The sequence below is a fragment of the Leptotrichia sp. HSP-342 genome (genome assembly GCF_041199995.1).
In the GTDB taxonomy this organism is placed as follows: Bacteria; Fusobacteriota; Fusobacteriia; order Fusobacteriales; family Leptotrichiaceae; genus Leptotrichia; species Leptotrichia mesophila.
The window spans coordinates 1,915,787-1,940,660 of the sequence record NZ_CP165646.1 but is presented as its reverse complement, the minus strand read 5'-3'; the positions used below and the strand labels follow the sequence as shown (position 1 = coordinate 1,940,660).

The following is a 24,874-nucleotide window of genomic DNA, read 5'->3' as shown; positions in this document are numbered from 1 at the left end:
AGAAGGTGAATTGAAAAATGCGATGCTGGGCAGAAATAAATATAAATAATTTGTATAGCAATATTGATGAGATAAAAAAAATTGTGACAAAAGACAAAATAATAGCAGTTATAAAAGCAGATGCTTATGGACATGGGATGCTTGAAATTTGTAATGCTCTTATAAAAAAAGGGATTAAGAATTTTGCAGTTGCAACAAGTGACGAAGCGCTTAAAATAAAAGAACTTCATGATGATATTATGGTGCTGATATTAGGACCTGTGGAAAATGAGTACATGGATTTGATTGCTGATAAAAATATTTATTTTATGGTAACAGATTTTGAGGAAATAGAATATTTGGAAAAAACTGGAAAAGAAAAAGGGAAAACTACAGATGTGTTTATAAAGATAGATACTGGAATGGGACGTGTAGGCTTTCAGGAAAGTGAGACTGAAAAACTGAATGAAATTCTTAAAAATGCCAGTCATATTAATCCAATAGGAATTTTCTCGCATTTTTCATCATCGGATAGTGACAAAGACTATACAAAATTGCAGGAAAGTAAATTTAAAGCAATGTGTGAAAAAATATCAAGTGGAATATCATCAATAAAATACAGACATCTGCACAACAGTTTTGGAACTTTGAAGTTTCAAGATAGCATAGAAGATTTTGTGAGAGTGGGAATTATACTTTATGGAGGGGTTACAGACGAAGAAACAGCTCCGTATAAATTTAAGCCAGTAATGTCTCTCTTTGCAAAAATCAGCTATATAAAGACATTAAAGGAAGATAGTTTTATAAGTTATGGAAATACTTATAAAGGAAAAGCTGGAAAGACCTATGCTACAGTTTCTATTGGATATGCTGACGGAGTAAGGCGTGACTTGTCAAATAAAGGGTATGTTTTTTATAAAGGATATAAATGTGAGATTGTAGGGCGTGTCTGTATGGATCAGCTTATAATTTTACTTCCTGAAGAATTGAAAAATGAAGCTAAAAAAGGCGATGTTGTAGAATTTTTTGGTGAAAATATAAGTGTTGTAGAGGTTGCTGATTTATGTAATACTATTTCGTATGAGATTTTATGTGGAATAAGTCAGAGAGTACCTAGAATTTATGTGGAAAAATAGAGGTAGGGAAAATGATGCTGGATATTGGCTTTATAGTTTTACTGATAATATTTATTTTTCTTGGATATAGAAGAGGATTCTCTTTGGAATTTTTCAATATGTTTAAATATATTTTTATTATTTTTATAACAAATTATATTTGTAAACTTTTTTTTAATTCAGAGAAAATTAAACCTCAAAATCAGTTAAAAATTTTTGTTATTATAGTTTTAGTCCAATGTATTATCTATTCTGTCGTTCTTATAGCTAATAGAAAATTTTTAAAAAGTATAAAAATAAAAAGATTTGATAAATTTTCTGGAATGATATTCGGAATAATGGAGTTATTCTTTGTTGCAGTTATTGTTTATATTACAGTAATTACAGGATCTATAGGAAGTAAAAGAATACGTGAAATAAGGGACAAAAGCCTTTCTGTTCAGTTTATGACAAAACATGCATTAAAATTTGCAGATTCTTTTCCAAAATTCATAAAAGATGATGTGGAAAGATATGTTGTTAGCCAGAGAGAGAAAGAAGTAATAGATGACGTTTTAAATAATTATAAAAATCCAAAACCAGATAAATTTGAAAAAACAAAAGATATTGAATAAACACCTTGGTACAGAAATAAAAAAATGATTATAAGATAAAAAGAAAAATAAAAAAGGAAAATTGATAAAAATGAAAATAATTGACAGATATATTTACAATTCACTTTTTTTGCCGTCAATATTTGGAATTAGCATATTTACATTTATTATGATGTTAAATGTGATAATGGAAGTTATGGAACGTCTGTTTGCAAGTGATTTGCCATTTATATCTATAATAGACTATCTATTTTATGCTATACCAGGAGTTCTTGTACAAACAATACCTATGGGAGCATTTCTTGGGGTAATGCTTGTTTATGGAGGACTTTCAGAAACGAATGAAATTGTTGCAATGGAAGGTTCTGGAATAGGACTTTTTAGAATAATTCGACCAGCATTTATTTTTGGAATAATATTGACATTGATTGGTTTAGGACTTGAAATATATGTAAATCCCCGTGCCTTAAAAAATATAAATGCACAGACAAAACAAATTCTAGCTTCAAAACCAAGTTCATTGTCAGAAGAAAAAGTTTTTTTGACAAATGAGGAAAAAGGCTTTGGATTTTACATTGATGAAGTAAATAATGAAAAAGCTACAGCTAAAAACTTTCTGATTATAAATAAACGAGGTAATAATCCTTATCCAATAGTATTTCTTGCAGAAAATGCAAAATTTGATCCAGGAATTATAAGATTGAAGAAAGTAAAAGGATACGCTTTTGATAAAGACGGTAATAGTCAAGTTTCTGCTTTATATCAGGAGCAGGAAATACCAATCACTACTTTTTTTAGGGAAAATAAGAAAGAAGTAAAAAAAAGCCGTAAAGAGATGGATATAAAAGAATTGAATGAATTTTATAAACAGAATATAAAAAATCCTGAAGAAAAGGAAACTGCATTAAAAGCACAGGTAGAAATTTACCAAAGACTTATAGGACCATTTGCAAGTACATTTTTATGCTGGCTGGGAGTACTGCTTTCGGTAGGGCATAGACGAAGTGGAAGAGGAATAAGTTTTGGAATAAGTTTGATTGTTATATTTGGTTATATAGGAATGGCAAGTTATGCAAAGATCATGGTGTTAAAAAATAATGTACCAGCAAACATTGCAATGTGGGTTCCTAATTTTGTTTTATTTATAATGTGCATATATTTTTCAATAAAGAAATATAAAGGAAATTAGCGAAAGGAGGAGTATGAATAAATTAGATAAATATATAATTCTAAACTATGTAAAAAGTTTTATTTTAGGAATGATGATGTTTTTCTTAATATTTTTACTAGCTGAAAGTATTAGTCTTACAGGATGGATTATGGACGGAAAGCTTAAAGGACATGATGCCATAAGATATCTGAGATACGGAACACCTGAAATAATAACAAATACAGCTCCTCTTGGAGTTCTGCTTGGAAGTCTTCTGTGTATAAGCAAAATGGCAAAACAGCTGGAAATCGCAGCAATGAAAACAAGTGGAATCAGTTTCGCAAGAATAGCTTTATTTCCAATGATTTTTTCATTTCTTGTAAGTATGGGCGTATTTTGGTTAAATTACGACGCTTTAGGAAAATCAAATACTAAAAAAGAAAATTTAAAATCTTTAAAAATTGATAATAAGGAACCTGTCAAGGCGGAGAAAAAATTTATTTTTGTAAAAATTGATAAAAAAACAGTACTTTTTAGTGAACACGTAAATAAAAATACTGGGACCATGGAGCATATTGAAATACTGAAATTTGAAAAAGGCTTTAAGGAAATAAGCAAAATATACACTTCTCCTTTTGGAAAAATTAACCCAAAAACAAATGAATGGACTTTTAAAGACTTAAAGGAGTACGATGATAAAACTAATTTAATGAAACCTGCTGATACAAAAAAATTCAAATTTATTGCAAAAATGGAGGATGTACTGGCAAGTCCAGTCAAGGCAAAAAATTTGACAATGCCTGAATTACGTGAAAAGGTAGTTTATTTTACAAGAGTTGGAGCAGATTCCTTAAATTTAAGAATAGAATTTTATTATAGAATATCTTTTGCATTATCTTCATTCGTTATGTGTCTAATTGGACTTTCACTAGGAAGTAGGTATGTAAGAGGGGGAGCAGCTCTAAATATAGGATTATCTGTAATAATTGGTTATGCCTATTATGGTGTCAGCACGATTTTACGTTCAATGGCAGTATCTGGAGCAGTTCCAATTTATGCAGCTTGTTTTATTCCGTTAATTATATTTTTAATAGTTGGAATAAAATTATTTAGGGATTCTGAATACTAATAAATATTTTTGATTTTTATAAAATAAAAAAGAAGGGAATGGTATGATAGAAAAGATAAGGACAAATAGTGGAATAGAAGTTATTTTTGATAGGCTTGAAAGTATTTCTACCTGCTCAGTTGGAGTATTTGTAAAAACTGGCTCACGAGATGAAAGTGATACGGAGGAAGGAATCTCTCATGTACTGGAACATATGATTTTTAAAGGGACTCCTACTAGAAATTATTTTGAAATTTCTGAAGAAATTGATTATCTTGGGGCAAATGTGAATGCACATACGACTAAAGAAGAAACAGTTTTTTATATAAATGCCTTAACACAGTTTCTAGGAAAGTCTGTAGATATTTTGTTTGACATTGTTACAAATTCTACGATTGATGAAAAGGAATTGGAAAAAGAAAAAGATGTAATCATGGAAGAAATTAAGATGTATAAGGATTCGCCAGATGATTTAGTATTTGAAATGAATTATGCAGACAGTATAAATGGGCAGTATGGAAAGCCTATTATTGGAACAGAAGCTAGTGTAAAAGGCTTTACTGCAGATGAAATCAGAAAATATTATAAGGAAAGATACACAAAAGACAATATTTTGGTTGTAGTTTCTGGAAATTTTGATAAAAACGAGATTATTCAGAAAATTGATCAATATTTTTCAAAATTAGGTGATAAAAAGATTGATAGACGTGATAAAATAGATTTTTCATTTAATGCTGGAAAAAAAATTGTCTCAAAAGATATAAATCAAGTTAATATCTGTATTTCTCATCAAAGTGAAGATTATAACAGTAAAAATAAAATATATACGGATATTTTAGCGAATATTATTGGTGGTTCAATGAGTTCTAGACTTTTTCAGGAAATCCGTGAGAAAAATGGACTTGCCTATTCTGTTTATACGTATAATCAATATTATTTATCAGGAGGCCTGACATCGACGTACATTGGAACGAATCTAGAAAATTATGAAAAGGCAATAGAAATAACGCTTTCAGAATTTAAAAAGTTACGTGAAAATGGAGTTACAGAAGATGAACTTCAGAAAGCAAAAAACAAATATATGAGCAGAATCGCCTTTGCAATGGAAAATCCACGTTCAAGAATGGGAATTATAGGAAATTATTATATTAGAAAAAATGAAATTTTAGATACTGAAAAAATGAAAAATGAAGTTAATGATGTAAAAATTGAGGATGTAAATACTTTTGCAAAAACGAAATATTTAGCAGAAAATATAACAGTTTTGGGAAATATTAATAAATAAAGTAAAAAAATTTTATAATTTAAAAAATAAAAATAGGAATTTAGGAGTATAAAATGTTTCAAAACCAAAGATTGAATGATATGAGAAATAATATCCGTCGGATAGATAAAATGATATTACTGATTGTGTATGCTCTTGTAATGATAAGTACAATATTTGTATATAGTGCGACAAGACAGGGCGGGATGGTTGTAAAAAATATGCTGTGGATTGGGATAGGAACAGTGTTAGTATTTTTAATAGCAGCAGTTGATTATAAAAATGTAAAATATTTCATTCGACATATTTACGGTATATGTGTTATTTTGCTTTTACTTGTACGATTTGCAGGGAAAAAGACTCTTGGAGCACAGCGTTGGATTGCACTAGGGCCGTTTCAACTGCAGCCGTCGGAGTTTGTAAAGATAGCGATTGTTATAATTATTGCTTATTGGATTGTAAACAAGTATAAAAGTGGAATTAATAATTTAAATGACATTATTGGGGCAGTTTTGCCAGTAACTCCACTTATTTTGCTAATCCTTATCCAGCCTGATTTGGGAACAACTTTGATAACAGTTTCTGCATTTCTGTTTATGATTTTTCTATATGGCGCAAACATGAAGCCAATTTGGATAATAGGGATAGTCCTAATGTTATCAGTTTATCCAATTTACAAGTTTGTACTAAGTGATTATCAGAGAACACGTGTGGAGACATTTTTACATCCTGAAACAGATAGAAAAGGAAGCGGATGGCATGTAATACAGTCTAAAATATCAGTTGGAGCTGGAGGATTTTTAGGAAAAGGAGTTCTGCAAGGAAGCCAAAGTAGGCTGGAATTTCTGCCTGAGGCACAGACCGATTTTATTTTTTCAGTATTGTCTGAAGAACTGGGATTTGTAGGTTCCTCATTAGTTTTGCTTCTATATTTTGCATTAATTTTTGAAATAATGAGGATATCACGAATCGTACAGGATGATTTTGGTCGCCTCATATTATACGGTATAGCGGGCGTTATCTTTATGCACGTAATTGTAAACGTAGGAATGACAATTGGACTTGTTCCGGTTACAGGGAAACCATTGTTATTTATGAGTTATGGTGGAAGCTCGTTTCTAGCTTCATTTATAATGATAGGGATAGTTGAAAGTATAAAAATTCATAATAATTAAGAAATGAGGAAATTCTTGGAGAAAAAGGAAGTTATTGTAAATTCTGAGATGGAAGGAATGCGGCTTGACAGATATTTAAGAAAAAATTTTAAGGAAGAGTCGCTTAGCAGGATTTTTGGAGCGATAAGGTCTGGAGATATTAAAATTAATGGAAAAAAATCAAAAGAGAATTATCGTCTTTTGCTAAATGATAAAATTATAATTAGAAATTTATCTTCAGGAAATATTGGAAAAACAGGAAACAGTGTGAATATAGCCAAGGAGAAAAATTTAAAAATTTTAGAAAGTGATCTAGAAAAATATAAAAAAATGGTTATTTTTGAAAATGAAGATTTTTTTATTGTGAATAAAAAGGAAAATATTCCGATGCATAAAGGAACAGGGCACAAATATGGACTTGCTGAAGTTTTTAAGGAAATTTATAAAAGTGAAAATATTAATTTTGCGAATAGACTGGATTTTGAAACATCGGGTCTTGTTATTGGTTGTAAAACTTTAAAGTTTCTTAGATATATTTCTCAAAAAATTAGAGATAATGAAGTTCATAAAAAATATTTTGCAATTGTTCATAATAGAAATGTAACTGAACATCCTAAGTTTAAAGAAAAAAATCTTAATTTGAAAGATTTTAAAATTGAAAATTATTTGACAACAATGGAAAATAAAGTTATTGTCTCTGAAAAGCATATTTTAGGAGAGTCTAAAAAAAGTATCACTTATTTTAAGCAGATAAATCTTGATAAATTAGAAAATTCAAAAAAGATATTAAAATTACTAGAAAAAAATAATAAAAATATTTTACTTTTAGATATTGAACTGATTACTGGAAGAAAACATCAGATAAGAGCTCAACTTGCTCACGAAGGTCTTTTTATAGTGGGTGATAAGAAGTATGGTATAAAAGATGGAAGTAGCAGATTTTTTCTTTGCTGTTATTCACTTTCTTTTGACAACTATAATTTTTCGATTATAGACAAAGCATTTTTTTAAAAGTATTTTTATCAAAGAAAAATCTAATATAAATATAGTATCATATAGGGTATTGTAACACCTGTTATTTTAATTTAAAAATATAAAATTCTTGAGAGGTGAAGAAAATGGGTTTATTTTCAAGTAGAAAATCAAAAAATAAATATGTAACACTTACATCCAAATCAAAATTGACAGTTGATATTGTAGATGACAATAAGTGGAAAAAATGTAATCAATGTAATGAGATTATTTATAACGAGGATCTGAAAAATAATTTAAATGTATGTCCAAAATGTGGAAATTATTTTAGGCTTACAGCTTTTGAAAGAATTGAGCTTCTAATTGACGAGGAGACTTTTATGGAAAGAGATATGACACTTAATTCAAAAGATGTACTGAACTTTCCTGGATATGAGGAAAAATTAGAAACTTCACGTGAGAAAAGTCGTATGTTAGATGGTGTAATTAGTGGAGTCGGAAAAATAAATGGGATAGAAGTTAGTATTGCCGCAATGGAATTCAGTTTTATGGGTGGAAGCATGGGTTCAGTTGTTGGAGAAAAGATTACAAGGGCATTGGAACGAGGGCTTAAAAGAAAAATACCAGTTGTAGTAGTTTCAAGCTCTGGTGGTGCAAGAATGCAGGAAGGAATCTTGTCACTTATGCAAATGGCAAAGACTTCAGGGGCAGTAAAAAGATTGAATGAAGCAGGAATTCCATTTATTTCTGTGCCTGTTGATCCGACTACAGGTGGAGTGACAGCTTCTTTTGCGATGCTTGGAGATGTTATCATAACAGAGCCAAATGCTTTTATCGCTTTCGCAGGACCTAGAGTTATTGAGCAGACTGTAAATCAGAAATTGCCAAAAGGGTTTCAAAGGGCAGAATTTTTGCTAGAACACGGAATGATTGATATAATTTCAGAAAGAAAAGACTTAAAAACAACGATTTATAGAGTATTGGAAAAATTAGTGTAAACTTTAAAATTTTTCAAACGAAAGGATAAAAATATGAGTATAAAAGATGAAATTAAAGAATTGGAAGATAATATAGCCGAATTAAAAAGATTTTCAGCTGAAAGAAACATTGATTTTTCTGCTCAAATAACAGAACTTGAAAAAAACCTCGAAGATAAATATAGAGATTTTGAGGAAAATGAAATGGATGCCTGGAATAGAATTCAAATTTCAAGAAATCCTCAGAGACCATATACTTTGGATTATATAAAGGAATTGACGCAGGATTTTATAGAACTTCACGGTGATAGGCTTTCAAAGGATGATAATGCCATTGTAGGAGGGCTTGCAACAATTGATGGTTATAAAATAATGATAATAGGGCAGCAAAAAGGAAGAGACATTGAATCAAATATTTTTAGAAATTTTGGTATGGCGAGTCCTGAAGGGTATAGAAAGGCTCTTAGATTAATGAGAATGGCAGAACGTTTTAAATTACCAATTCTGACATTAATTGATACAGCTGGAGCGTATCCTGGAATAGAAGCCGAAGAAAAAGGGCAAGGAGAGGCTATTGCTAAAAATTTAGCAGAAATGTTTGGATTCCGTGTACCAATTGTGTCTGTTGTTATTGGAGAAGGAGGAAGTGGAGGAGCATTAGGAATTGGTGTGGCAGACTCAATTTTAATGTTTGAAAATAGTGTATATTCTGTTATTTCTCCGGAGGGATGCGCCTCAATTCTTTTTAATGATTCAACGAAAGCTGCAGAAGCTGCAAAAAGTTTAAAAATGGATGCGATTAGTCTAAAAAGTCTCGGGGTAATAGATGAAATTATAAAAGAACCTTTAGGAGGAGCTCATAGAAATTTTAAAGAAACAGCGCAAAATTTAAAAGAAATGGTTGTGAAGGAATTTAAACGGATTGATAAATTTTCACTAAGAGAGTTGCTTAAAAGAAGATATGATAAATATAGAAAAATTGGGGAATTTTTTGAGGAATAAAAACTGCTTAAAATGCATAAATTGATTAAGAATAATTTGATATTTAACTTAGGAGGTCTAATGAAAATAAAGGATATGTTTGAACAGAAAGAGCATCTAATTTCCTTTGAAATTTTTCCACCAAACAAAAATTTTTCTGAAGAAAAATTAAAAAATGTTACAGCTGAACTTGTAGAATATAAACCAGATTTTATAAGCGTTACGTATGGTGCTGGTGGGAAAACTAAAGGTGGAACTATTGAAATGGCATCATATATAAAAAATAATCTAAAAACTGAGGTTCTGGCTCATTTAACTTGCGTAGGAAGTAAAAAAAGTGAAATTAATGATTACCTCCAGGAAGCAAAAAATCATAATGTAAAAAATATATTAGCTTTACGTGGAGATGTACCAGTTGGGGAAACAGAAGAGATTTATAACAAAGGAGATTATAAGTATGCTTCTGAATTAATTAGGGATTTGAGAAAAAATAGAGAATTTCATGATTTTTCAATTGGGGGAGCATTTTATCCTGAAACACATTATGAAAATAATGATTTAGTGGACTTGTTCCATTTAAAAAATAAAGTTGAGGCTGGAACAGATTTTTTGACTTCCCAAATGTTCTTTGATAACAATATTTTTATAAAATTTAAGGAACAAGCTGAAAAGCTGGATATAAAAGTTCCTTTAGTTGCTGGGATTATGCCAGTTACAAATGCAAAACAGATAAAAAGGATTATAGAGTTGTCAAAATGTTCTGTTCCTAAAAAATTGGATAAACTATTAGAAAAATATGGAGATAATCTAGAGTCAATGAAAAAAGCTGGAATAATGTATGCGAGCGAACAGATTATAGAATTGCTAGCTTACGGAATTAAAGGAATTCATATTTATACAATGAACAAGCCTGAAATTGCAAGAGAAATTATGAAAAATATTGAATTTGCAAGATAAATTTTAAAATATATAAAATAGGAGGTAGCAATATGTCTATTAAAAAAGTTTTAACAATCGCAGGTTCGGATACGAGTGGAGGAGCTGGAATACAAGCAGATTTGAAGACATTTCAGGAAAGAGGCGTTTATGGAATGAATGCTCTTACGGTTATTGTTACAATGGATCCTAGAAATAGCTGGGCTCACAAAGTTTTTCCAATTGAATTGGATGTTATAAAAGAGCAAGTTGATACTGTTGTAAACGGAATTGGAGTAGATGCATTAAAGACAGGGATGCTTCCGACAGTAGAAATCATAGAGTATGTAGGCTCTATTTTGAAGAATCTGAAAAATCCTATTGTGATAGATCCTGTCATGGTATGTAAAGTCAGCAGCGGCTCTACTGAAAATCTTTTCCCAGAAAATGTAATTGCCATGAAAAATCATTTATTGCCTTATGCAACTGTTGTTACTCCAAACTTATTTGAAGCCGCGCAGTTAGCTGGAATGGAAAAAATTGACACGCTTGAGGAAGCAAAGGAAGCGGCTAAAAAAATATGTGACTTAGGTGCAAAAAATGTTGTTATAAAAGGAAGAAAATTTTTTGCTGGAGAAAAATCAATTGATTTCTTATACGATGGAAAAGATTTTGAATTCTTTGAATCTGAAAAAATTGACACAGAATGGAATCATGGTGCAGGATGTACTTTTTCCGCCTCAATCACAGCAGAACTAGCAAAAGGTTCGACAGTAAGCGAAGCAGTTGCGACTACAAAAAAATTAATTACAGAAGGACTGAAACAATCCTTTAAATTGAATGATTATACAGGACCTTTGAATCATAAGGCATTTGCTACAAAATAAAAATCTATTAAAAATATTCTCTGTATGTTAATTATTTAGAGAATATTTTTTTCATAATTGATTTTATTACAAATTTTTGATAGAATATAAAGTGTAATTTAATTTGTAAAACAAATAAATTTATATATAAAATATTTTGGAGGTAAAATTAACATGAGTTTGTTAGAATTGAAAAATGTAAAATCTGAAGTAGAAGGGAAAGAGATTCTAAAAGGATTGAACTTGACTATAAACAAAGGAGAAGTTCATGTAATTATGGGGCCTAATGGAGCTGGAAAATCTACGCTTGCAAGTATTCTTGTGGGACATCCAAAACATGAGCTTGTTGATGGGGAAATTATTTTGGATGGAGAAAATATTAATGAAGATGCTGTCGACGAAAGGGCTAAAAAGGGGATTTTCTTATCATTTCAATATCCTGAAGAAATACCAGGGCTTACTGTAGAAGACTTTTTGAGAACGGCAAAAGAGGCTGTTACTGGGGAAAAGCAATATTTAATGCAATTTCATAATGAATTAGTGGAAAAAATGGAAAAACTTCACATTAATCCCGAATACGCAGATAGACATTTAAATGTCGGATTTTCTGGTGGAGAAAAGAAAAAAAATGAAATTTTACAAATGGCAGTTTTAGAGCCAAAATTGGCTATTCTGGATGAAACTGATTCTGGACTTGATATTGACGCTACAAAAGTTGTATTTGAAGGTGTTCAAAAATTAAAGACTAAAGATACAGCTTTACTTATAATTACACACTATGATAAAGTGCTGGATTATTTAAAGCCTGATTTTGTTCATATTTTGATGAATGGAAAAATTGTTAAGACAGGTGGGCAAGAATTAGTTGAAAGCATTGAAAAAGATGGTTATGCTAAAATGAAGGAAGAATTAGGATTATAATTAATACAGAATAGAAAGTGTGGGAATAATGGAAAATAGAAAAAAAACATATGTTGCAGATATTGAACGTGGTGTCTATGATATAAAAGACGAAGGACATTATAAATATAAGGCTGAAAAGGGACTTACTCCTGAAATTATCAAAAAAATTTCAGAAAGAAAAAATGAGCCTGAATGGATGAGAGAATTTAGATTAAAGGCATTAGAAGTTTACAATTCAAAACCTATGACTGACTGGGGTCCAGATTTATCAGATCTTGATGTAAATGATATTGTGCATTATTTAGAACCTGATTCGGCACCTATGAATGAAAACTGGGATGATGTACCAAGCTATATAAGAGATACATTTGACAGACTTGGAATTCCTGAGGCTGAAAAGCAGTCACTTGCAGGAGTAGGGGCACAATATGATTCAGAAGTAGTTTATCACAGCATTCATAAAGAATTGAAAGAACAAGGTGTAATTTATACAGATATTGAAACTGCAATGGTAGAATATGAAGATATGCTAAAGGAATATTTTATGACATTAATTACAGTTAATGATCACAAATTTGCGGCATTACATGGAGCAGTATGGTCTGGAGGATCATTTATCTACGTTCCAAAAGGAGTAAAGGTAAATATGCCTTTACAATCATACTTTAGATTGAATGCACCTGAAGCAGGGCAATTTGAGCATACGCTTATTATTGTAGATGAAGGAGCTGATTTGCACTATATCGAGGGATGTTCTGCTCCAAAATATCAAAAAAATGCATTGCATGCAGGAGCGGTTGAATTATTTGTAAGAAAAGGGGCAAGATTAAGATATTCAACAATTGAAAACTGGTCAAGAAATATGTACAATCTTAATACAAAAAGAGCAATAGTGGAAGATGATGGAGTAGTTGAGTGGATTTCTGGATCATTTGGATCAAGAGTTTCGATGCTTTACCCAATGAGTATTCTAAAAGGTGATCGTTCAAGATGTGAATTTACAGGAGTTACATTTGCAGCAGCTGGACAATATTTGGATACAGGATGTAAAATTATTCATCAAGGAAAACAGACAAGTTCGACAGTTCATTCAAAATCAATTTCTAAAAATGGAGGAACAGCATTTTATAGAGGGCTTTTAAAAGTATTGCCAGAAGCAACTGGAGCAAGATCAACTGTAGAATGTGAATCATTAATGCTGGATAACGAATCAACATCAGACACTATACCAATAATTGATATAAATAATGATAGTGTTGATATTGGACATGAAGCAAAAATCGGAAGAATAAGCGACGAAGCAATATTTTATCTTATGTCAAGAGGTATAAGCGAAGATGAAGCAAAAGCTATGATTGTAAGAGGATTTGTTGAGCCAATTTCTAAGGAGCTTCCGCTTGAATATGCTGTAGAGCTTAATAAATTGATAGAACTGGAGCTGGAAGGAACAATCGGATAAACAGGCAAAACTCAAATTGCTGAAAAAATGGAAGGAGCAAAAATGTTAGAAAAATCAAGCATACAAAATCTTGAAAATAGTGAATACAGACTGAAAAAGTTTGAACAATATAAAAAGCTTGAAAAAGTTAATTGGACAAGAGTAGGCTATCAATACGAAGAGCCTGAAACATTTAAGAAATTTAATAATCTAGAAATAAAGCATGGAAATCAAGAAGGAGTTGCTATAAAAAATATTAGTGACTCGATAGATGAGCTGGAAAGATTAAAAAATGATAATGAATATGGACTAGGAGACTTTTTTAAGACACAGAATCTTGCTTTTTGCAATGAAGGGAAGTACCTAAAAATTGCTGAAAGAAAAAAAATTGAAAAGCCAATTTACTTAAATTATCGTGCAAATAAAGAAAATAATTTTCTAGTTGACTACAATGTTATTGAAGTGGAAGATTTTGCAAAAGTTACGGTAATTATTACTTATGATTCAGAAGACGACACACCAGTTTATCACAATGGAATTATAAAAGTGTTCACTGGGAAAAATGCAGAAGTAAAAATTATAAAAATACAAACTTTAAATACAAAAAGTTCTAATTTTGAGTCATCAAAAATTGAAACTTTAGGTCAAGGAAAAACTCAATATTACAGCGTTGAACTAGGTGGAAAGATTAATGCGATAAGCCATAAATCTTATCTTGAGGAAGATTCATCAGAAGTTTATGTATGGCCTGCATACCTTGCTGATGAGGATAGAAAGCTGGACTTGGAATATTCTGTAGTTTTCCGTGGACGTAGAACGATTGGGGAACTTCAAGGAAGAGGGGCTGTAAAAGATGAAGCTAAAAAAGTATTTCGTGGAAACCTTTACTTTAAGCAAGGTTCGAGTAAGTCTGAAGGGCGTGAAGGAGAATTTGCTATCTTATTAAATGATAAAATAAAGGCTGACTCTATTCCAACGCTATTTTGTAGTGAAGATGATGTTATCGGAGAACACGCTGCTTCTGTCGGAAAAGTTGATGAATCAAAATTATTTTATCTAATGAGCCGTGGTCTTTCTGAAGGAAGAGCAAAAAAATTAATAGTAGAATCTTCATTCCGTCCAATAATGGATAACATTGATGACGAAAAGTTAAGAGAGAAATTATTTGAAGAACTGGAAAGAAGAATCTAAAAGAATAAAATATGAATTTGAAAAAGTACCCACAAAGTGATATAATTTTTATTGCTTGTGGGTAAAATTATATAGGGAGTGAAAAAATGGACTATAGAAAAGAATTTCCAATATTTAAGAATAGAAATAATCACTATCTTGATACAGCGGCAACTTCACAAAAGCCTAAAAGAGTGCTGGATAAAATTATGGAATACTATGAAAAATATAATGGTAATCCAGGGCGTGGTTCGCATACTTTATCAATGGAAGCCTCAAACTTGATGGCAAATGCACGAAATACTGTACAGAAGTTTATTAATGCAAAATATCCTGAAGAAGTTATTTTTACAAAAAGTACGACAGAATCAATCAATTTAATCGCCTATTCTTACGGAATGGAATTTATAAACGAAAATGATGAAATAATTCTAGGAATTTCAAATCATCATGCAAACATTGTCCCTTGGCAGTTTGTAGCTAAAAAGAAAAATGCTAAGATAAGGTTTGTGTACCTTACTGAAAACGGACAATTTGATATTGAAGATTTTAAAAATAAATTGTCAGATAAAACAAAACTTGTAGCTGTTTCTGCTGTGGTAAATGTTACAGGAGTTATTCAGCCAATAAAGGAAATTATTGAAATTGCACGAAATAAAAATAAAAATATACGCATTCTTGTGGATGCTGCACAGTCGATGCTGCATTTTAAACACGATGTTCAAAAATTGGATGCAGATTTTCTTGTATTTTCAGGACATAAATTATTTACACCAATGGGAATTGGAGTTATGTACGGAAAAAAGGATATTCTTGATAAAATGCCACCTTTCTTATACGGCGGAGATATGATTGAATTTGTAACAGAACAGGAATCAACGTTTGCACCACTTCCAAATAAATTTGAAGGCGGGACTCAGAATGTGGAAGGAGCAGTAACTCTGGAAGAAGCAATTAATTTTATCGAAGAAATAAGTTATGAGAAAATTAATGAAATTGAAAATTCTCTTACGAAAATTGCTTTAGAAAAATTGAAAAAGCTAGATTTTGTAGAAACATATTTTACAAAAGATGTTCAGCGTGCTGGAATTATTGCTTTTAATGTAAAAAATGTGCATTCTCATGATGTGGCATTTATACTTGACTCGTATAATGTGGCAGTCCGTTCAGGGCATCATTGTGCACAGCCTTTAATGAAGTATTTAGGAGTGCCTTCGTGTTGCCGTGCAAGTTTTAGCATTTACAACAATGAAGAGGATGTTGATAAACTGATAGAAGGGCTTTTAAAAGTGAAGGAAGTTTTTGAATTATAGGAAAAATAAATAAAAGAAAAAAATTTGAAAAGGAGGTTTAATATGAATTTAGAAAAAATATATCAGCAGACAATACTCGAATATAGCAGACGTAAGGAACTAAATCGTGAAATTGAAAATCCGACATTTGCAGAACGTGGACATAATCCAAACTGTGGAGATGACTTGACGCTTGAAATAAAAACTGATGAAAACGGAGTAATAACAGATGCTGCTTTTATTGGAAGCGGATGTGCCATTTCAACGGCTTCTATGGCTATGCTGATTGACTTGGTAAAAGGGAAGACAATGGAAGAAGCAAAGGAAAAAGTAAATTTGTTTTTCAAAATGATGAAGCAGGAAGAAAAATTGACAAGAGAAGAAAGTAAAAAATTAGGAGATGCTGTTCTTATGGAATATGTGGCTCAAATGCCTGCAAGAGTAAAATGTGCGACACTTAGCTGGCATTCATTAAAAGTAATTGTGGATAAGAGTGAAAAGTAGAATAATAATATAAAAAAGCTGTATCATGATATTTATGAAACAGCTAATTTTTTTGTTAAATATTCCAGTTCTTGTTAAAATCAATTTCAAAGTTTCCAGATTCACTTATTTTATTTGAAGCATTTATGATAAATTCTTCTGAAATATTGTATCCAAAGTCAAAATGGGGATTGAATACATTTTTGGAGAAGTTTTTTACGCTGTCTTTATAATGAAAATCCAAAAGTTTCCAAAAATCAAGGCTCGATATTTCAAGATTTCCAGTGATACTGTATTTTCCAGAAGATACAAACTGGTCTGAATTATGATTGTAGCTTTCTGTTTGGATATTTTTTATAATTTGTTCGGATGTAGAATTTTTTGAATCAATAGATTCGGATTTTATGTATGAATTATCTAATATTGATGTTTCAGTTAAATCATTTCTTGTATTTGAAAGATTTTCAAGTTTAGGATTGTTTATTGATAATATTAAATTTTCAAAATTTTGTGGTAAATTTTCGTAAGGAACATTTGGAACATCGGTTGTAATCATTAAAAATCCTGCATTTCGTTCTTTTGACAATTTCAGTAGAGTTTCGTACTGTTCTGGTTTTGCAGAGTGAACAACATGGACAATACGGCTTGCATTTTCAGGATTATTTTCAAAATTGTAAGTTCTTGGAGTCCAATGATTGATGTAGTTATTTGCAGATACTTCACTTGTTAGCCATAAATCAGAGTATTTAGACATCTCATCTGTTACTGTTCCTCCAGGATTTGCAACTATGATTGAGTCGGGATACTTATTTTTTATATAATTATATATTTGTGCCATATAATCGATTTCCAATGGATTTGTACCTGATGAAACTTCATCAAGGAAAATTCCAGAAATATTATCAGAGCCATAAAAATGTATATATTTGTCAATTTCAAAACATACTTTTTTGATACTTTTAGTATATTCATTTGTAGTTACATATCCAAGATTTTTAATTCCAAGCTCCTTGTTTTTTTTAATTTGAACAACATAGTCATAATCAGCCTTGTCAGAAGGACCATTTGCAGGATTGATAATTACATAAGGAATCGTTGCTTCATTTTCTGCAAAGTCATTATCTATAATGTGATTATTTTTTTTATCATCATCCTTGTTGCTTTTATGAAAACCATCTGTATAGCCAAAATCCACTTTAAATTCGTTTTCATTTTTTAAATTATTTTTTATAATATCATAAATTTCATCTGTATTTTCCCAAAGAGAATCGGTATTATTCTCAAAATTTTCCTTCATTACTATCTCCTTTCATTATAAAATTCTCCTTTTAACCAATAGAAATTTGGGAAATTTAGTTATTAATTTTAAAGAATATTACCATATATATTAGCATTTTTTTTTTATAATTACAAGGAAAATTTTTTCTAGAAATATAACAAGTGTAATTTAAATAATTAAATCATAAAATTAACTTGATTTTTTCTAATTTCAAGTTAAAATTTAATATAGGATAGAATTTGTTAAAAATAGAAATGTATAGGGAGGAAATGCTATGAGAATATATGACAGCAATAACATTAGAAACATTGGTATTTTAGGACATAGTGGTTCTGGAAAAAGTAATATGGTGGAAGGTCTTGAATTTACAGCAGGACTTGCCAGCCGTATTACAGGTAATGAAAATGATACTAAAATTACAAGTTCTCTCAGCCTTCATGCCATAGAATATCAGGGGACAAAATATAATTTTGTAGATATTCCAGGCTATAGTGATTTTTTTGGAGAAGTTGAATCTGGACTTGCGGCAGTTGACGGAGCTATTATTATTGTTGACGGGACTACTGATTTAACAGTTGGGACAGAAACGGCTCTTGAGCTTACAGACAGTAGAAATATTCCACGATTTATTTTTGTAAATAAAATTGACAATGAAAAAGCTGATTATGAAAAGATTCTTTCACAGTTGAGAGAAAAATACGGTAAAAGAATCGCTCCATTTCATGTACCTTGGGGACGAGGAGACGAATTTCGTGGGCATATTAATGTAATTGATATGTTTGCAAGGGAATTTGATAAAAACAAAAATGAATGTGCAACTGTGAAAATGCCCGCTGATATGGATGATGAAATAAATTCAATTCGTGAAATGCTTTTGGAAGCGGTAGCCGAAACAGATGAAGAATTAATGGATAAATATTTTAATGGGATTGAATTTACAACAGCTGAAATTCATCGTGGACTTAGACAGGGAGTGCTTGACTGTTCTGTAATTCCTGTTATTTGCGGTGCGACTCTAAAAAATATTGGACTTCACACAACTTTTGACATGGTAAAGGATTTCTTGCCATCACCTAATGACAATAAAAAAATTGAGCCTGAAAAAAATACATTTACATGCCAAATTTTTAAAACTACAATTGATTCTTTCTTAGGAAAGGTTTCATACGCAAAAGTTTATTCTGGTGAAGTTAAGCAAGATAGCGAAGTTTTTAATATAAATAGAAAATCAAAAGAAAGAATTGGAAAAATTTACACATTCGTTATGAATAAAATGGAAGAAGTTCAAAAGGGAATCGCTGGAGACATTGTTGTATTTTCAAAATTTAACAGTACAAAAACTTCTGATACATTGTCAACTAATGAAAAAGAAACTGCCATAAAGGAAATAACTTTTCCAAAACCACAATTATTCGTGGCAATAGAGCCTTTAAACAAAAATGATGATGAAAAAATGTCTTCTGGACTTAATCGTCTAATGGAAGAAGATCCATCTTTCACTTGGCATAGAAACCTTGAAACAGGGCAGACAGTGCTAGGAGTACAAGGAGAACTTCATTCTGCGACAGTTATTGAAAAATTAAAAGCAAAATTCGGAATAACAATAAAAACTGTAGAATTAAAAGTTCCGTACAGGGAAACAATTAAAGGTACTTCTGATGTTCAGGGAAAACATAAGAAACAGTCTGGGGGACATGGACAATATGGAGATGTATTAATTAAATTTTCATATGTCGACGATGAAGATTTTGTCTTTGAAGAAACAATTACAGGAGGAAGCGTTCCAAAATCATATATTCCAGCGGTAGAAAAAGGATTAAGGGAATCTCTTAAGGAAGGGGTGCTGGCAAGTTATCCTGTAACTAACATAAAAGCAGTTTTATACGACGGATCATATCACGATGTTGATTCTTCTGAACTGGCCTTCAAAATTGCAGCAAACTTGGCCTTCAAGAAAGGAATGCTTGAGGCAAAACCTATATTGCTCGAACCAATTATGGAGCTTACAATCATTGTTCCAGAAGAATACATTGGAGATATAATAGGAGATATTAACAAAAAACGTGGAAAAGTAATGGGAATGGAGGCTCACAAAGGAACAAAACAAAAAATTACTGCTGAAGCTCCAATGTCAGAAACATTCAAATACGCTAATGAATTAAAAGCTATCACACAAGGACGCGGATATTTTGAAATGAAACTTGTAAGATATGAAGAATTAATGGGAGATTTGGCACAAAAAGTAATTGAAAGCAGAAAAAATAGAAACTAACTAAAGTTTTTCAGAAAAAGAGAGAAATTAAACAATATATTTTTCTCTTTTTTTGAATATCAAACTACTAAATTATCAATACGAAAAGGAGAAAAAATGGGATTAATTTTTGTTACTGGTGGAGCAAAAAGCGGGAAAAGCAAGTTCGCAGAAGAAATGCTGCTAAAATTAAATAATGGAAAACAGGAAAATATATATTTAGCGACTTCAATTGCCTTTGATGAGGAAATGAAGGAAAAGGTTAGACTACACAAAGAAAGACGTGAAAACAATTGGATTACCGCCGAAACTTACAAAAATTTTGAAATTTCATTAAATGATTTTTTTAAAAATAATAATGAAATACAGCACAACATGCTTGTAGACTGCCTTACAAATATGATTACTAATATAATTTTTGAAGAAAGAGATATTGACTGGGATAATTTTGATAAAAATTTATATGTTCAAATTGTGGAAAAATTAAATAAAAATGTGGAAAATTCGGTAAATGAACTTCTTAAAGTCAGTCAAAATTTTGAAAATGTAATAATTGTATCAAATGAACTGGGAATGGGGCTTGTTCCAAATTATCCTCTTGGAAGATATTTTCGTGAAATTGCTGGAAAAATGAATCAGATTGTTGCAGAAAAGGCAGATGAGGTATATTTTGTAGTTTCTGGAATTCCAATGAAAATAAAATAATTTAATAATAGACGGGATTTTATAAAGGAGAATTTCCATATGAAAAAAACAAAAACAGATTTACAAATAAAAAAAGATAAAATTAGAAAAGAAATTCTGGCAAAAAGGAATATTCTTTCTGATAAAGATATTAATAAAAAAAGTGATTTAATTATAAAAAATTTGACTTCATATATTGAGAATGTTCAAAATATAATGATTTTTATGGATATGAAAACTGAAGTCAAAATCACAAAGTTACTAGAACTTCATCCAAAAAAAAATTTTTTTATTTCTAAAATTACAAATAGCAAAAATAGAGAAATGAAAATCAATAAATATAATAAAAATGAACTTATTTTACACAAATTTGGATATTATGAATCTTCTTCCAACGACTTTTATGATGAAGAAATATTGGATGTTGTCATCGTTCCTGCTCTTGCCTTTGATTCTAAGAAAAATCGGATTGGGTTTGGTGGAGGATATTATGACACTTTTTTGGAAAAAGTCAGAAAGAAAAATAATAAAGCTCTATTTATTGGAGTTTGTTATGATTTTCAGATAATTGATGAAGTGCCTGTGGAGGAACATGATATAATTTTAGATTGTGTTGTAAGTGAGAAAAAAGTGCTGAAATAGCTAATAAAAATAGTTATAGAATCCTAAATCGCGATTTGAAACTTTATTTACATAAAAAAATAAAATTTTTGGATAAATATGTGAAAAATTTATCAGAAAATTTGAAAAAATAAGAAAAAATACCAAAAATTTCAAAATTTTGACAATAATTTTTTTTTGTGCTAGAATTTTATCATATTAAGAAAATCGTTATAAACTAAGGAGGAAACGAGTATGAAGATGGAAAAAGTTCTTAAAATATCATTGACGATATTTTTATTAATTCTAGCTGTTGCTTGTGGAAAGAATGAAGGCAGGACTTCAGATGGAAAGAAAAAGTACATTATTGCAGTAGATCTGATTTATCCACCATTTTCCTACAAGGAAAATAATCAGAATATAGGAATTGATGTAGAACTGATAAAAGCGATTGCAAAAGAAGAAGGATTTGAAGTAGAAATCAAGCCAATGGATTTTGGTGGAATTATTCCAGCTATACAGTCAGGACAGCTTGATGGAGCGATTGCAGGTGCTAACATTACAGAAGATAGAAAAAAGGTGGTAGATTTTTCAGAGCCATATTATGATGCTGGATTAGTTGCGGTTGTAAATAAAAATAATACAGCTATTAAGACAGCGAAAGATCTGGAAGGAAAGAGACTTGTTGTAAAAAATGGTACAGCTGGGGCAAGATACGCTGAAGAAAATTTAAAGGGAAAAGCTCAAGTAAGAGTATATGAAGATACAACATCAATGCTAAAGGCAGTAGAAAACAATCAAGCAGACGCTGCATTTGAAGATTATCCAGTAATTGCCTATACCTTAAAAATCACTCCAGATGCAAAATTAAAAATAGGAACAGAAAAATTAACAAATGATAAAAATGGTTTTATGGTTAAGAAAGGGACAAACAAAGAATTACTAGGAAAGTTCAACAAAGGATTGAAGGCGTTAAAAGAAAATGGAGAGTATCAGAAAATAATTAATAAATACACAAAATAAAATTTAAAATTTGGAGGAAGATTGTTATGAAATCTAAAATATTAAAAATAATTATATTAATGACGGTATTAATGTTAGTAATTGCCTGTGGAAATAAATCAGCAAATGGCAAGAAAAAATATACAATAGGAATAGATACAAGCTTTCCGCCATTTGAATATAAAAAAGATGGCAAATATACTGGAATTGATATAGAATTAGTAGAAGCAATTGGAAAATTAGAAGGATTTGAAGTGGAATTTAAGCCAATGGATTTTGGAGGTTTAATTCCAGCGTTGCAGTCAGGACAGCTTGACGGAGTAATTGCAGGAGCAAGCATTACTGAAGAAAGAAAGAAAAGTGTAGATTTTTCTGATCCATATTATGAATCAGGACTTGTTGCATTAGTTAATAAAAGTAATAGTGGGATTAAAACTGTAAAGGATCTAGAAGGGAAAAAATTAGCTGTAAAAAATGGTACAGCTGGAGCAAAATATGCTGAAGATAATTTAAAAGGAAAAGCAAATATAAGAGTATTTGAAGATTCAGCTTCTACATTAAAGGCAGTTGAAAATAATCAGGCAGATGCCGCATTTGAGGATTATCCAGTAATTGCCTATACAATAAAAGTAAATCCAAATTTAAATGTCAAAATAGGAACAGAAAAATTGACGAGCAATGAATATGGATTTATGGTTAAAAAAGGTGAAAATAAGGAACTATTAGAAAAATTTAATAAAGGATTGAAAACATTAAAGGAAAATGGAGAATATCAAAAAATAGTGGATAAATATACAAAATAATAAAGGAAAAAAGCAATGAAGCTCTTTTACAATGTTAAATATAAAGTTTTGGAGCTAATTTGCTTTTTTAAATTAGAAACTTGGATTTTAGAAAGGAAAAAATATGTTTGACTATTTAAAGACGTATATTGAAATATTAATGGAATACAAAATTGAATTTCTAATTGGGCTGGGGACAACACTTCTAATTGCAGTAATATCGTTGTTTTTTGCTGTATTAATTGGTGTTAGTGTGGGATATATAAATTTTGTACCTACGAAAAAGAAGAATTTTACTTTTTATTTGATTAAGACTTTACAATGGATTGGAAAGGAATATATTGACTTGATAAGGGGGACGCCGCTTCTAGTACAAGCGATATTCTTTTATTTCGGAGTTGTACCAATTATAAATAAAGGGATTCTGGGTGGACAGCAAATGTCTCCTGAAATTGCTGGAATTATCATAATAAGTTTGAATGCTGGTGCATTTTTGGCTGAAATCTTCAGAGGAGGAATACAGGCAATTGATGCAGGACAGATGGAGGCTGCTAGAAGTTTGGGACTATCCTTTGGAAAAGCAATGAGAAAAGTTATTTTGCCGCAGGCAATAAAAAATATGATACCTGCGATTCTGAATCAGTTCATTACATCGCTAAAAGATACCTCATTATTAATGGTTATAGGAGTTGCTGATTTGATGGGAAAAGGACAGATTGCATTTAAAACAAATTATAAGACATTTGAAACAATGCTAATTATTGCATTGATTTATTATCTTGTAATCAAGATTTTGTCAACTTTATTTAAGAAAATAGAAGGGAAGCTAAAAGTATGATAAAAATAAAAAACTTAAAAAAACAATTTGGAAATAATGTTGTCTTGAAAGATATAAGTGTAAATATAGAAAAAGGAGAAGTTGTAAGTGTAATTGGGCCTTCTGGGTCAGGAAAAAGTACATTTTTAAGATGTATAAATGGACTTGAGGAATTTGATGGAGGGCATATCTTTGTGGATAATGAGGATATGGCTGATAAAAATTTGAATATTGACAAATTAAGGGAAAAAATAGGAATGGTGTTTCAGTCATTTAATTTGTTTCCACATTTAACAGTATTGGAAAATATTATTTTAGCTCCAGTCACACTAAAAAAAATGAATAAGGAAGAAGCAAAAATTAAGGCAAAAGAACTGCTAAGAAAAGTAGGTTTGGAAGAAAAGGCAGATTTTTATCCTTCAAGCCTATCTGGAGGACAAAAACAAAGAGTTGCAATAGCAAGAGCTTTAGCAATGAATCCAGAAGCAATATTGTTTGACGAGCCAACTTCTGCTCTAGATCCTGAAATGGTGGGAGAAGTGCTACAGGTAATGAAATCACTCGCAAAAGATGGAATGACAATGATAGTCGTAACACATGAAATGGGATTTGCAAGGGAAGTGTGCGACAGAGTAATTTTTATGGCTGATGGAGAAATCGTAGAGCAAGGAAGTCCAAAAGACGTATTTTTAAATCCACAACATGAAAGAACTCAAAATTTTTTGAAAGTATTATAGATATTTAGAAAGTAAAATAACTATATTCAGAAAAAATTTTTTACCGAAATCTATATAAATTAAAATATTATAAATAAAAAATTTATAGTTTTTTTATTTATTTAAAATTTTAAAAAAACACAGTTATTTTTTCTAGGAAAATTTTGGTTCTCAAAGAAATAATATTGTTAGATAAATTAATTTTTGATTAAATAAAATAACATAGAAAATGTTATTTATCGAAAAAACTTGACATATTTTTATTAATAAGGTATACTAAGATAGTTTCAATAGTCTTTTAAAATGAAGCGGATAAAAATTTTATTAAATATGAAAAGGAAAATCTTGAGGAATAATAAGTTTTTTTTAATTGAGCTATTGTA

At 30.4% G+C, this 24,874-nt stretch carries 24 protein-coding genes; 23 read left to right on the top strand and 1 reads right to left on the bottom strand.

Annotated elements, in window-relative coordinates:
* The first annotated feature begins 17 nt into the window (after positions 1 to 17).
* The 16 genes from alr to sufU all read left to right on the top strand — a co-directional run bounded on the left by alr (position 18) and on the right by sufU (position 16,381).
* Entirely contained in the window at positions 18 to 1,115 is a 1,098-nt protein-coding gene (gene alr, locus AB8B23_RS09710; protein ID WP_369712579.1) for an alanine racemase, read from the top strand.
* A gap of 11 nt (positions 1,116 to 1,126) precedes the next feature.
* Positions 1,127 to 1,708: a CvpA family protein gene (locus AB8B23_RS09705; protein ID WP_369712578.1), complete on the top strand. Its 582-nt coding sequence runs from the start codon at positions 1,127 to 1,129 to the stop codon at positions 1,706 to 1,708.
* 70 nt (positions 1,709 to 1,778) lie between these two features.
* Positions 1,779 to 2,876: an LptF/LptG family permease gene (locus tag AB8B23_RS09700; RefSeq protein ID WP_039901458.1), complete on the top strand. Its 1,098-nt coding sequence runs from the start codon at positions 1,779 to 1,781 to the stop codon at positions 2,874 to 2,876.
* Positions 2,877 to 2,889: 13 nt separating this feature from the next.
* Positions 2,890 to 3,966: an LptF/LptG family permease gene (locus AB8B23_RS09695; RefSeq protein ID WP_026746822.1), complete on the top strand. Its 1,077-nt coding sequence runs from the start codon at positions 2,890 to 2,892 to the stop codon at positions 3,964 to 3,966.
* 43 nt (positions 3,967 to 4,009) lie between these two features.
* Positions 4,010 to 5,230, top strand: coding sequence for a M16 family metallopeptidase (locus AB8B23_RS09690; protein WP_369712577.1), 1,221 nt, complete (start codon positions 4,010 to 4,012; stop codon positions 5,228 to 5,230).
* 53 nt (positions 5,231 to 5,283) lie between these two features.
* Positions 5,284 to 6,384, top strand: coding sequence for a rod shape-determining protein RodA (gene rodA / locus AB8B23_RS09685; protein WP_021744702.1), 1,101 nt, complete (start codon positions 5,284 to 5,286; stop codon positions 6,382 to 6,384).
* Between the two features lie 15 nt (positions 6,385 to 6,399).
* The gene (locus tag AB8B23_RS09680) at positions 6,400 to 7,374 is read left to right on the top strand and encodes an RluA family pseudouridine synthase (RefSeq protein ID WP_369712576.1); all 975 of its coding nucleotides are present in this window, start codon (positions 6,400 to 6,402) and stop codon (positions 7,372 to 7,374) included.
* Between the two features lie 107 nt (positions 7,375 to 7,481).
* A complete protein-coding gene (gene accD, locus AB8B23_RS09675) occupies positions 7,482 to 8,333 on the top strand; it encodes an acetyl-CoA carboxylase, carboxyltransferase subunit beta (protein WP_021744700.1) in 852 nt (283 codons plus the stop codon).
* 33 nt (positions 8,334 to 8,366) lie between these two features.
* Entirely contained in the window at positions 8,367 to 9,314 is a 948-nt protein-coding gene (locus tag AB8B23_RS09670; protein ID WP_369712575.1) for an acetyl-CoA carboxylase carboxyltransferase subunit alpha, read from the top strand.
* Positions 9,315 to 9,374: 60 nt separating this feature from the next.
* On the top strand, positions 9,375 to 10,250 hold the full coding sequence (gene metF, locus AB8B23_RS09665) for a methylenetetrahydrofolate reductase [NAD(P)H] (protein WP_039901456.1): 876 nt from the start codon (positions 9,375 to 9,377) through the stop codon (positions 10,248 to 10,250).
* A 32-nt stretch (positions 10,251 to 10,282) separates the two neighbouring features.
* Positions 10,283 to 11,095: a pyridoxine/pyridoxal/pyridoxamine kinase gene (gene pdxK / locus AB8B23_RS09660; RefSeq protein WP_369712574.1), complete on the top strand. Its 813-nt coding sequence runs from the start codon at positions 10,283 to 10,285 to the stop codon at positions 11,093 to 11,095.
* Positions 11,096 to 11,248: 153 nt separating this feature from the next.
* The gene (gene sufC, locus AB8B23_RS09655; protein ID WP_021744694.1) at positions 11,249 to 11,995 is read left to right on the top strand and encodes a Fe-S cluster assembly ATPase SufC; all 747 of its coding nucleotides are present in this window, start codon (positions 11,249 to 11,251) and stop codon (positions 11,993 to 11,995) included.
* 28 nt (positions 11,996 to 12,023) lie between these two features.
* The gene (gene sufB, locus AB8B23_RS09650) at positions 12,024 to 13,436 is read left to right on the top strand and encodes a Fe-S cluster assembly protein SufB (RefSeq protein ID WP_021744693.1); all 1,413 of its coding nucleotides are present in this window, start codon (positions 12,024 to 12,026) and stop codon (positions 13,434 to 13,436) included.
* Positions 13,437 to 13,478: 42 nt separating this feature from the next.
* Positions 13,479 to 14,606, top strand: a complete 1,128-nt coding sequence (gene sufD, locus AB8B23_RS09645) for a Fe-S cluster assembly protein SufD (protein WP_369712573.1) — start codon at positions 13,479 to 13,481, stop codon at positions 14,604 to 14,606.
* A gap of 86 nt (positions 14,607 to 14,692) precedes the next feature.
* On the top strand, positions 14,693 to 15,898 hold the full coding sequence (locus tag AB8B23_RS09640) for a cysteine desulfurase (RefSeq protein WP_369712572.1): 1,206 nt from the start codon (positions 14,693 to 14,695) through the stop codon (positions 15,896 to 15,898).
* Between the two features lie 42 nt (positions 15,899 to 15,940).
* Positions 15,941 to 16,381 carry a Fe-S cluster assembly sulfur transfer protein SufU gene (gene sufU / locus AB8B23_RS09635; RefSeq protein WP_021744690.1) on the top strand — a complete coding sequence of 147 codons (441 nt, stop codon included), beginning with the start codon at positions 15,941 to 15,943 and terminating at the stop codon, positions 16,379 to 16,381.
* 55 nt (positions 16,382 to 16,436) lie between these two features.
* Here the strand turns inward: sufU and AB8B23_RS09630 are convergent, their stop codons facing one another.
* Positions 16,437 to 17,657: a spherulation-specific family 4 protein gene (locus AB8B23_RS09630; protein WP_369712571.1), complete on the bottom strand. Its 1,221-nt coding sequence runs from the start codon at positions 17,655 to 17,657 to the stop codon at positions 16,437 to 16,439.
* Positions 17,658 to 17,913: 256 nt separating this feature from the next.
* Here AB8B23_RS09630 and AB8B23_RS09625 point away from each other — a divergent pair, with 256 nt between their 5' ends.
* The 7 genes from AB8B23_RS09625 to AB8B23_RS09595 all read left to right on the top strand — a co-directional run bounded on the left by AB8B23_RS09625 (position 17,914) and on the right by AB8B23_RS09595 (position 24,512).
* On the top strand, positions 17,914 to 19,911 hold the full coding sequence (locus AB8B23_RS09625) for an elongation factor G (protein WP_369712570.1): 1,998 nt from the start codon (positions 17,914 to 17,916) through the stop codon (positions 19,909 to 19,911).
* A 96-nt stretch (positions 19,912 to 20,007) separates the two neighbouring features.
* Entirely contained in the window at positions 20,008 to 20,595 is a 588-nt protein-coding gene (gene cobU / locus AB8B23_RS09620) for a bifunctional adenosylcobinamide kinase/adenosylcobinamide-phosphate guanylyltransferase (protein ID WP_369712569.1), read from the top strand.
* A gap of 39 nt (positions 20,596 to 20,634) precedes the next feature.
* Positions 20,635 to 21,216 (top strand): 5-formyltetrahydrofolate cyclo-ligase, encoded by a 582-nt coding sequence (locus AB8B23_RS09615; RefSeq protein ID WP_021744686.1) that lies wholly within the window; start codon positions 20,635 to 20,637, stop codon positions 21,214 to 21,216.
* A gap of 213 nt (positions 21,217 to 21,429) precedes the next feature.
* Positions 21,430 to 22,197, top strand: a complete 768-nt coding sequence (locus tag AB8B23_RS09610) for a transporter substrate-binding domain-containing protein (protein WP_369712568.1) — start codon at positions 21,430 to 21,432, stop codon at positions 22,195 to 22,197.
* A gap of 26 nt (positions 22,198 to 22,223) precedes the next feature.
* On the top strand, positions 22,224 to 22,979 hold the full coding sequence (locus AB8B23_RS09605) for a transporter substrate-binding domain-containing protein (RefSeq protein ID WP_369712567.1): 756 nt from the start codon (positions 22,224 to 22,226) through the stop codon (positions 22,977 to 22,979).
* Positions 22,980 to 23,082: 103 nt separating this feature from the next.
* Positions 23,083 to 23,796 (top strand): amino acid ABC transporter permease, encoded by a 714-nt coding sequence (locus tag AB8B23_RS09600; protein WP_369712566.1) that lies wholly within the window; start codon positions 23,083 to 23,085, stop codon positions 23,794 to 23,796.
* Positions 23,793 to 24,512 carry an amino acid ABC transporter ATP-binding protein gene (locus AB8B23_RS09595; RefSeq protein WP_369712565.1) on the top strand — a complete coding sequence of 240 codons (720 nt, stop codon included), beginning with the start codon at positions 23,793 to 23,795 and terminating at the stop codon, positions 24,510 to 24,512. Before AB8B23_RS09600 ends, AB8B23_RS09595 begins: the two co-directional genes overlap by 4 nt.
* Positions 24,513 to 24,874 lie beyond the last annotated feature (362 nt).

Bases quoted from the DNA above. Each gene is read 5' to 3' on its own strand.
- AB8B23_RS09670 (WP_369712575.1), top strand. From the start codon at position 8,367: ATGAGTATAAAAGATGAAATTAAAGAATTGGAAGATAATATAGCCGAA.
- sufU (WP_021744690.1), top strand. From the start codon at position 15,941: ATGAATTTAGAAAAAATATATCAGCAGACAATACTCGAATATAGCAGA.
- AB8B23_RS09695 (WP_026746822.1), top strand. From the start codon at position 2,890: ATGAATAAATTAGATAAATATATAATTCTAAACTATGTAAAAAGTTTT.
- AB8B23_RS09640 (WP_369712572.1), top strand. From the start codon at position 14,693: ATGGACTATAGAAAAGAATTTCCAATATTTAAGAATAGAAATAATCAC.
- metF (WP_039901456.1), top strand. From the start codon at position 9,375: ATGAAAATAAAGGATATGTTTGAACAGAAAGAGCATCTAATTTCCTTT.
- AB8B23_RS09595 (WP_369712565.1), top strand. From the start codon at position 23,793: ATGATAAAAATAAAAAACTTAAAAAAACAATTTGGAAATAATGTTGTC.
- sufD (WP_369712573.1), top strand. From the start codon at position 13,479: ATGTTAGAAAAATCAAGCATACAAAATCTTGAAAATAGTGAATACAGA.
- AB8B23_RS09630 (WP_369712571.1), bottom strand. From the start codon at position 17,657: ATGAAGGAAAATTTTGAGAATAATACCGATTCTCTTTGGGAAAATACA.
- AB8B23_RS09600 (WP_369712566.1), top strand. From the start codon at position 23,083: ATGTTTGACTATTTAAAGACGTATATTGAAATATTAATGGAATACAAA.
- AB8B23_RS09615 (WP_021744686.1), top strand. From the start codon at position 20,635: ATGAAAAAAACAAAAACAGATTTACAAATAAAAAAAGATAAAATTAGA.
- accD (WP_021744700.1), top strand. From the start codon at position 7,482: ATGGGTTTATTTTCAAGTAGAAAATCAAAAAATAAATATGTAACACTT.
- rodA (WP_021744702.1), top strand. From the start codon at position 5,284: ATGTTTCAAAACCAAAGATTGAATGATATGAGAAATAATATCCGTCGG.
- AB8B23_RS09690 (WP_369712577.1), top strand. From the start codon at position 4,010: ATGATAGAAAAGATAAGGACAAATAGTGGAATAGAAGTTATTTTTGAT.
- AB8B23_RS09625 (WP_369712570.1), top strand. From the start codon at position 17,914: ATGAGAATATATGACAGCAATAACATTAGAAACATTGGTATTTTAGGA.
- sufC (WP_021744694.1), top strand. From the start codon at position 11,249: ATGAGTTTGTTAGAATTGAAAAATGTAAAATCTGAAGTAGAAGGGAAA.
- cobU (WP_369712569.1), top strand. From the start codon at position 20,008: ATGGGATTAATTTTTGTTACTGGTGGAGCAAAAAGCGGGAAAAGCAAG.
- AB8B23_RS09705 (WP_369712578.1), top strand. From the start codon at position 1,127: ATGATGCTGGATATTGGCTTTATAGTTTTACTGATAATATTTATTTTT.
- AB8B23_RS09605 (WP_369712567.1), top strand. From the start codon at position 22,224: ATGAAATCTAAAATATTAAAAATAATTATATTAATGACGGTATTAATG.
- alr (WP_369712579.1), top strand. From the start codon at position 18: ATGCGATGCTGGGCAGAAATAAATATAAATAATTTGTATAGCAATATT.
- sufB (WP_021744693.1), top strand. From the start codon at position 12,024: ATGGAAAATAGAAAAAAAACATATGTTGCAGATATTGAACGTGGTGTC.
- AB8B23_RS09610 (WP_369712568.1), top strand. From the start codon at position 21,430: ATGAAGATGGAAAAAGTTCTTAAAATATCATTGACGATATTTTTATTA.
- AB8B23_RS09700 (WP_039901458.1), top strand. From the start codon at position 1,779: ATGAAAATAATTGACAGATATATTTACAATTCACTTTTTTTGCCGTCA.
- pdxK (WP_369712574.1), top strand. From the start codon at position 10,283: ATGTCTATTAAAAAAGTTTTAACAATCGCAGGTTCGGATACGAGTGGA.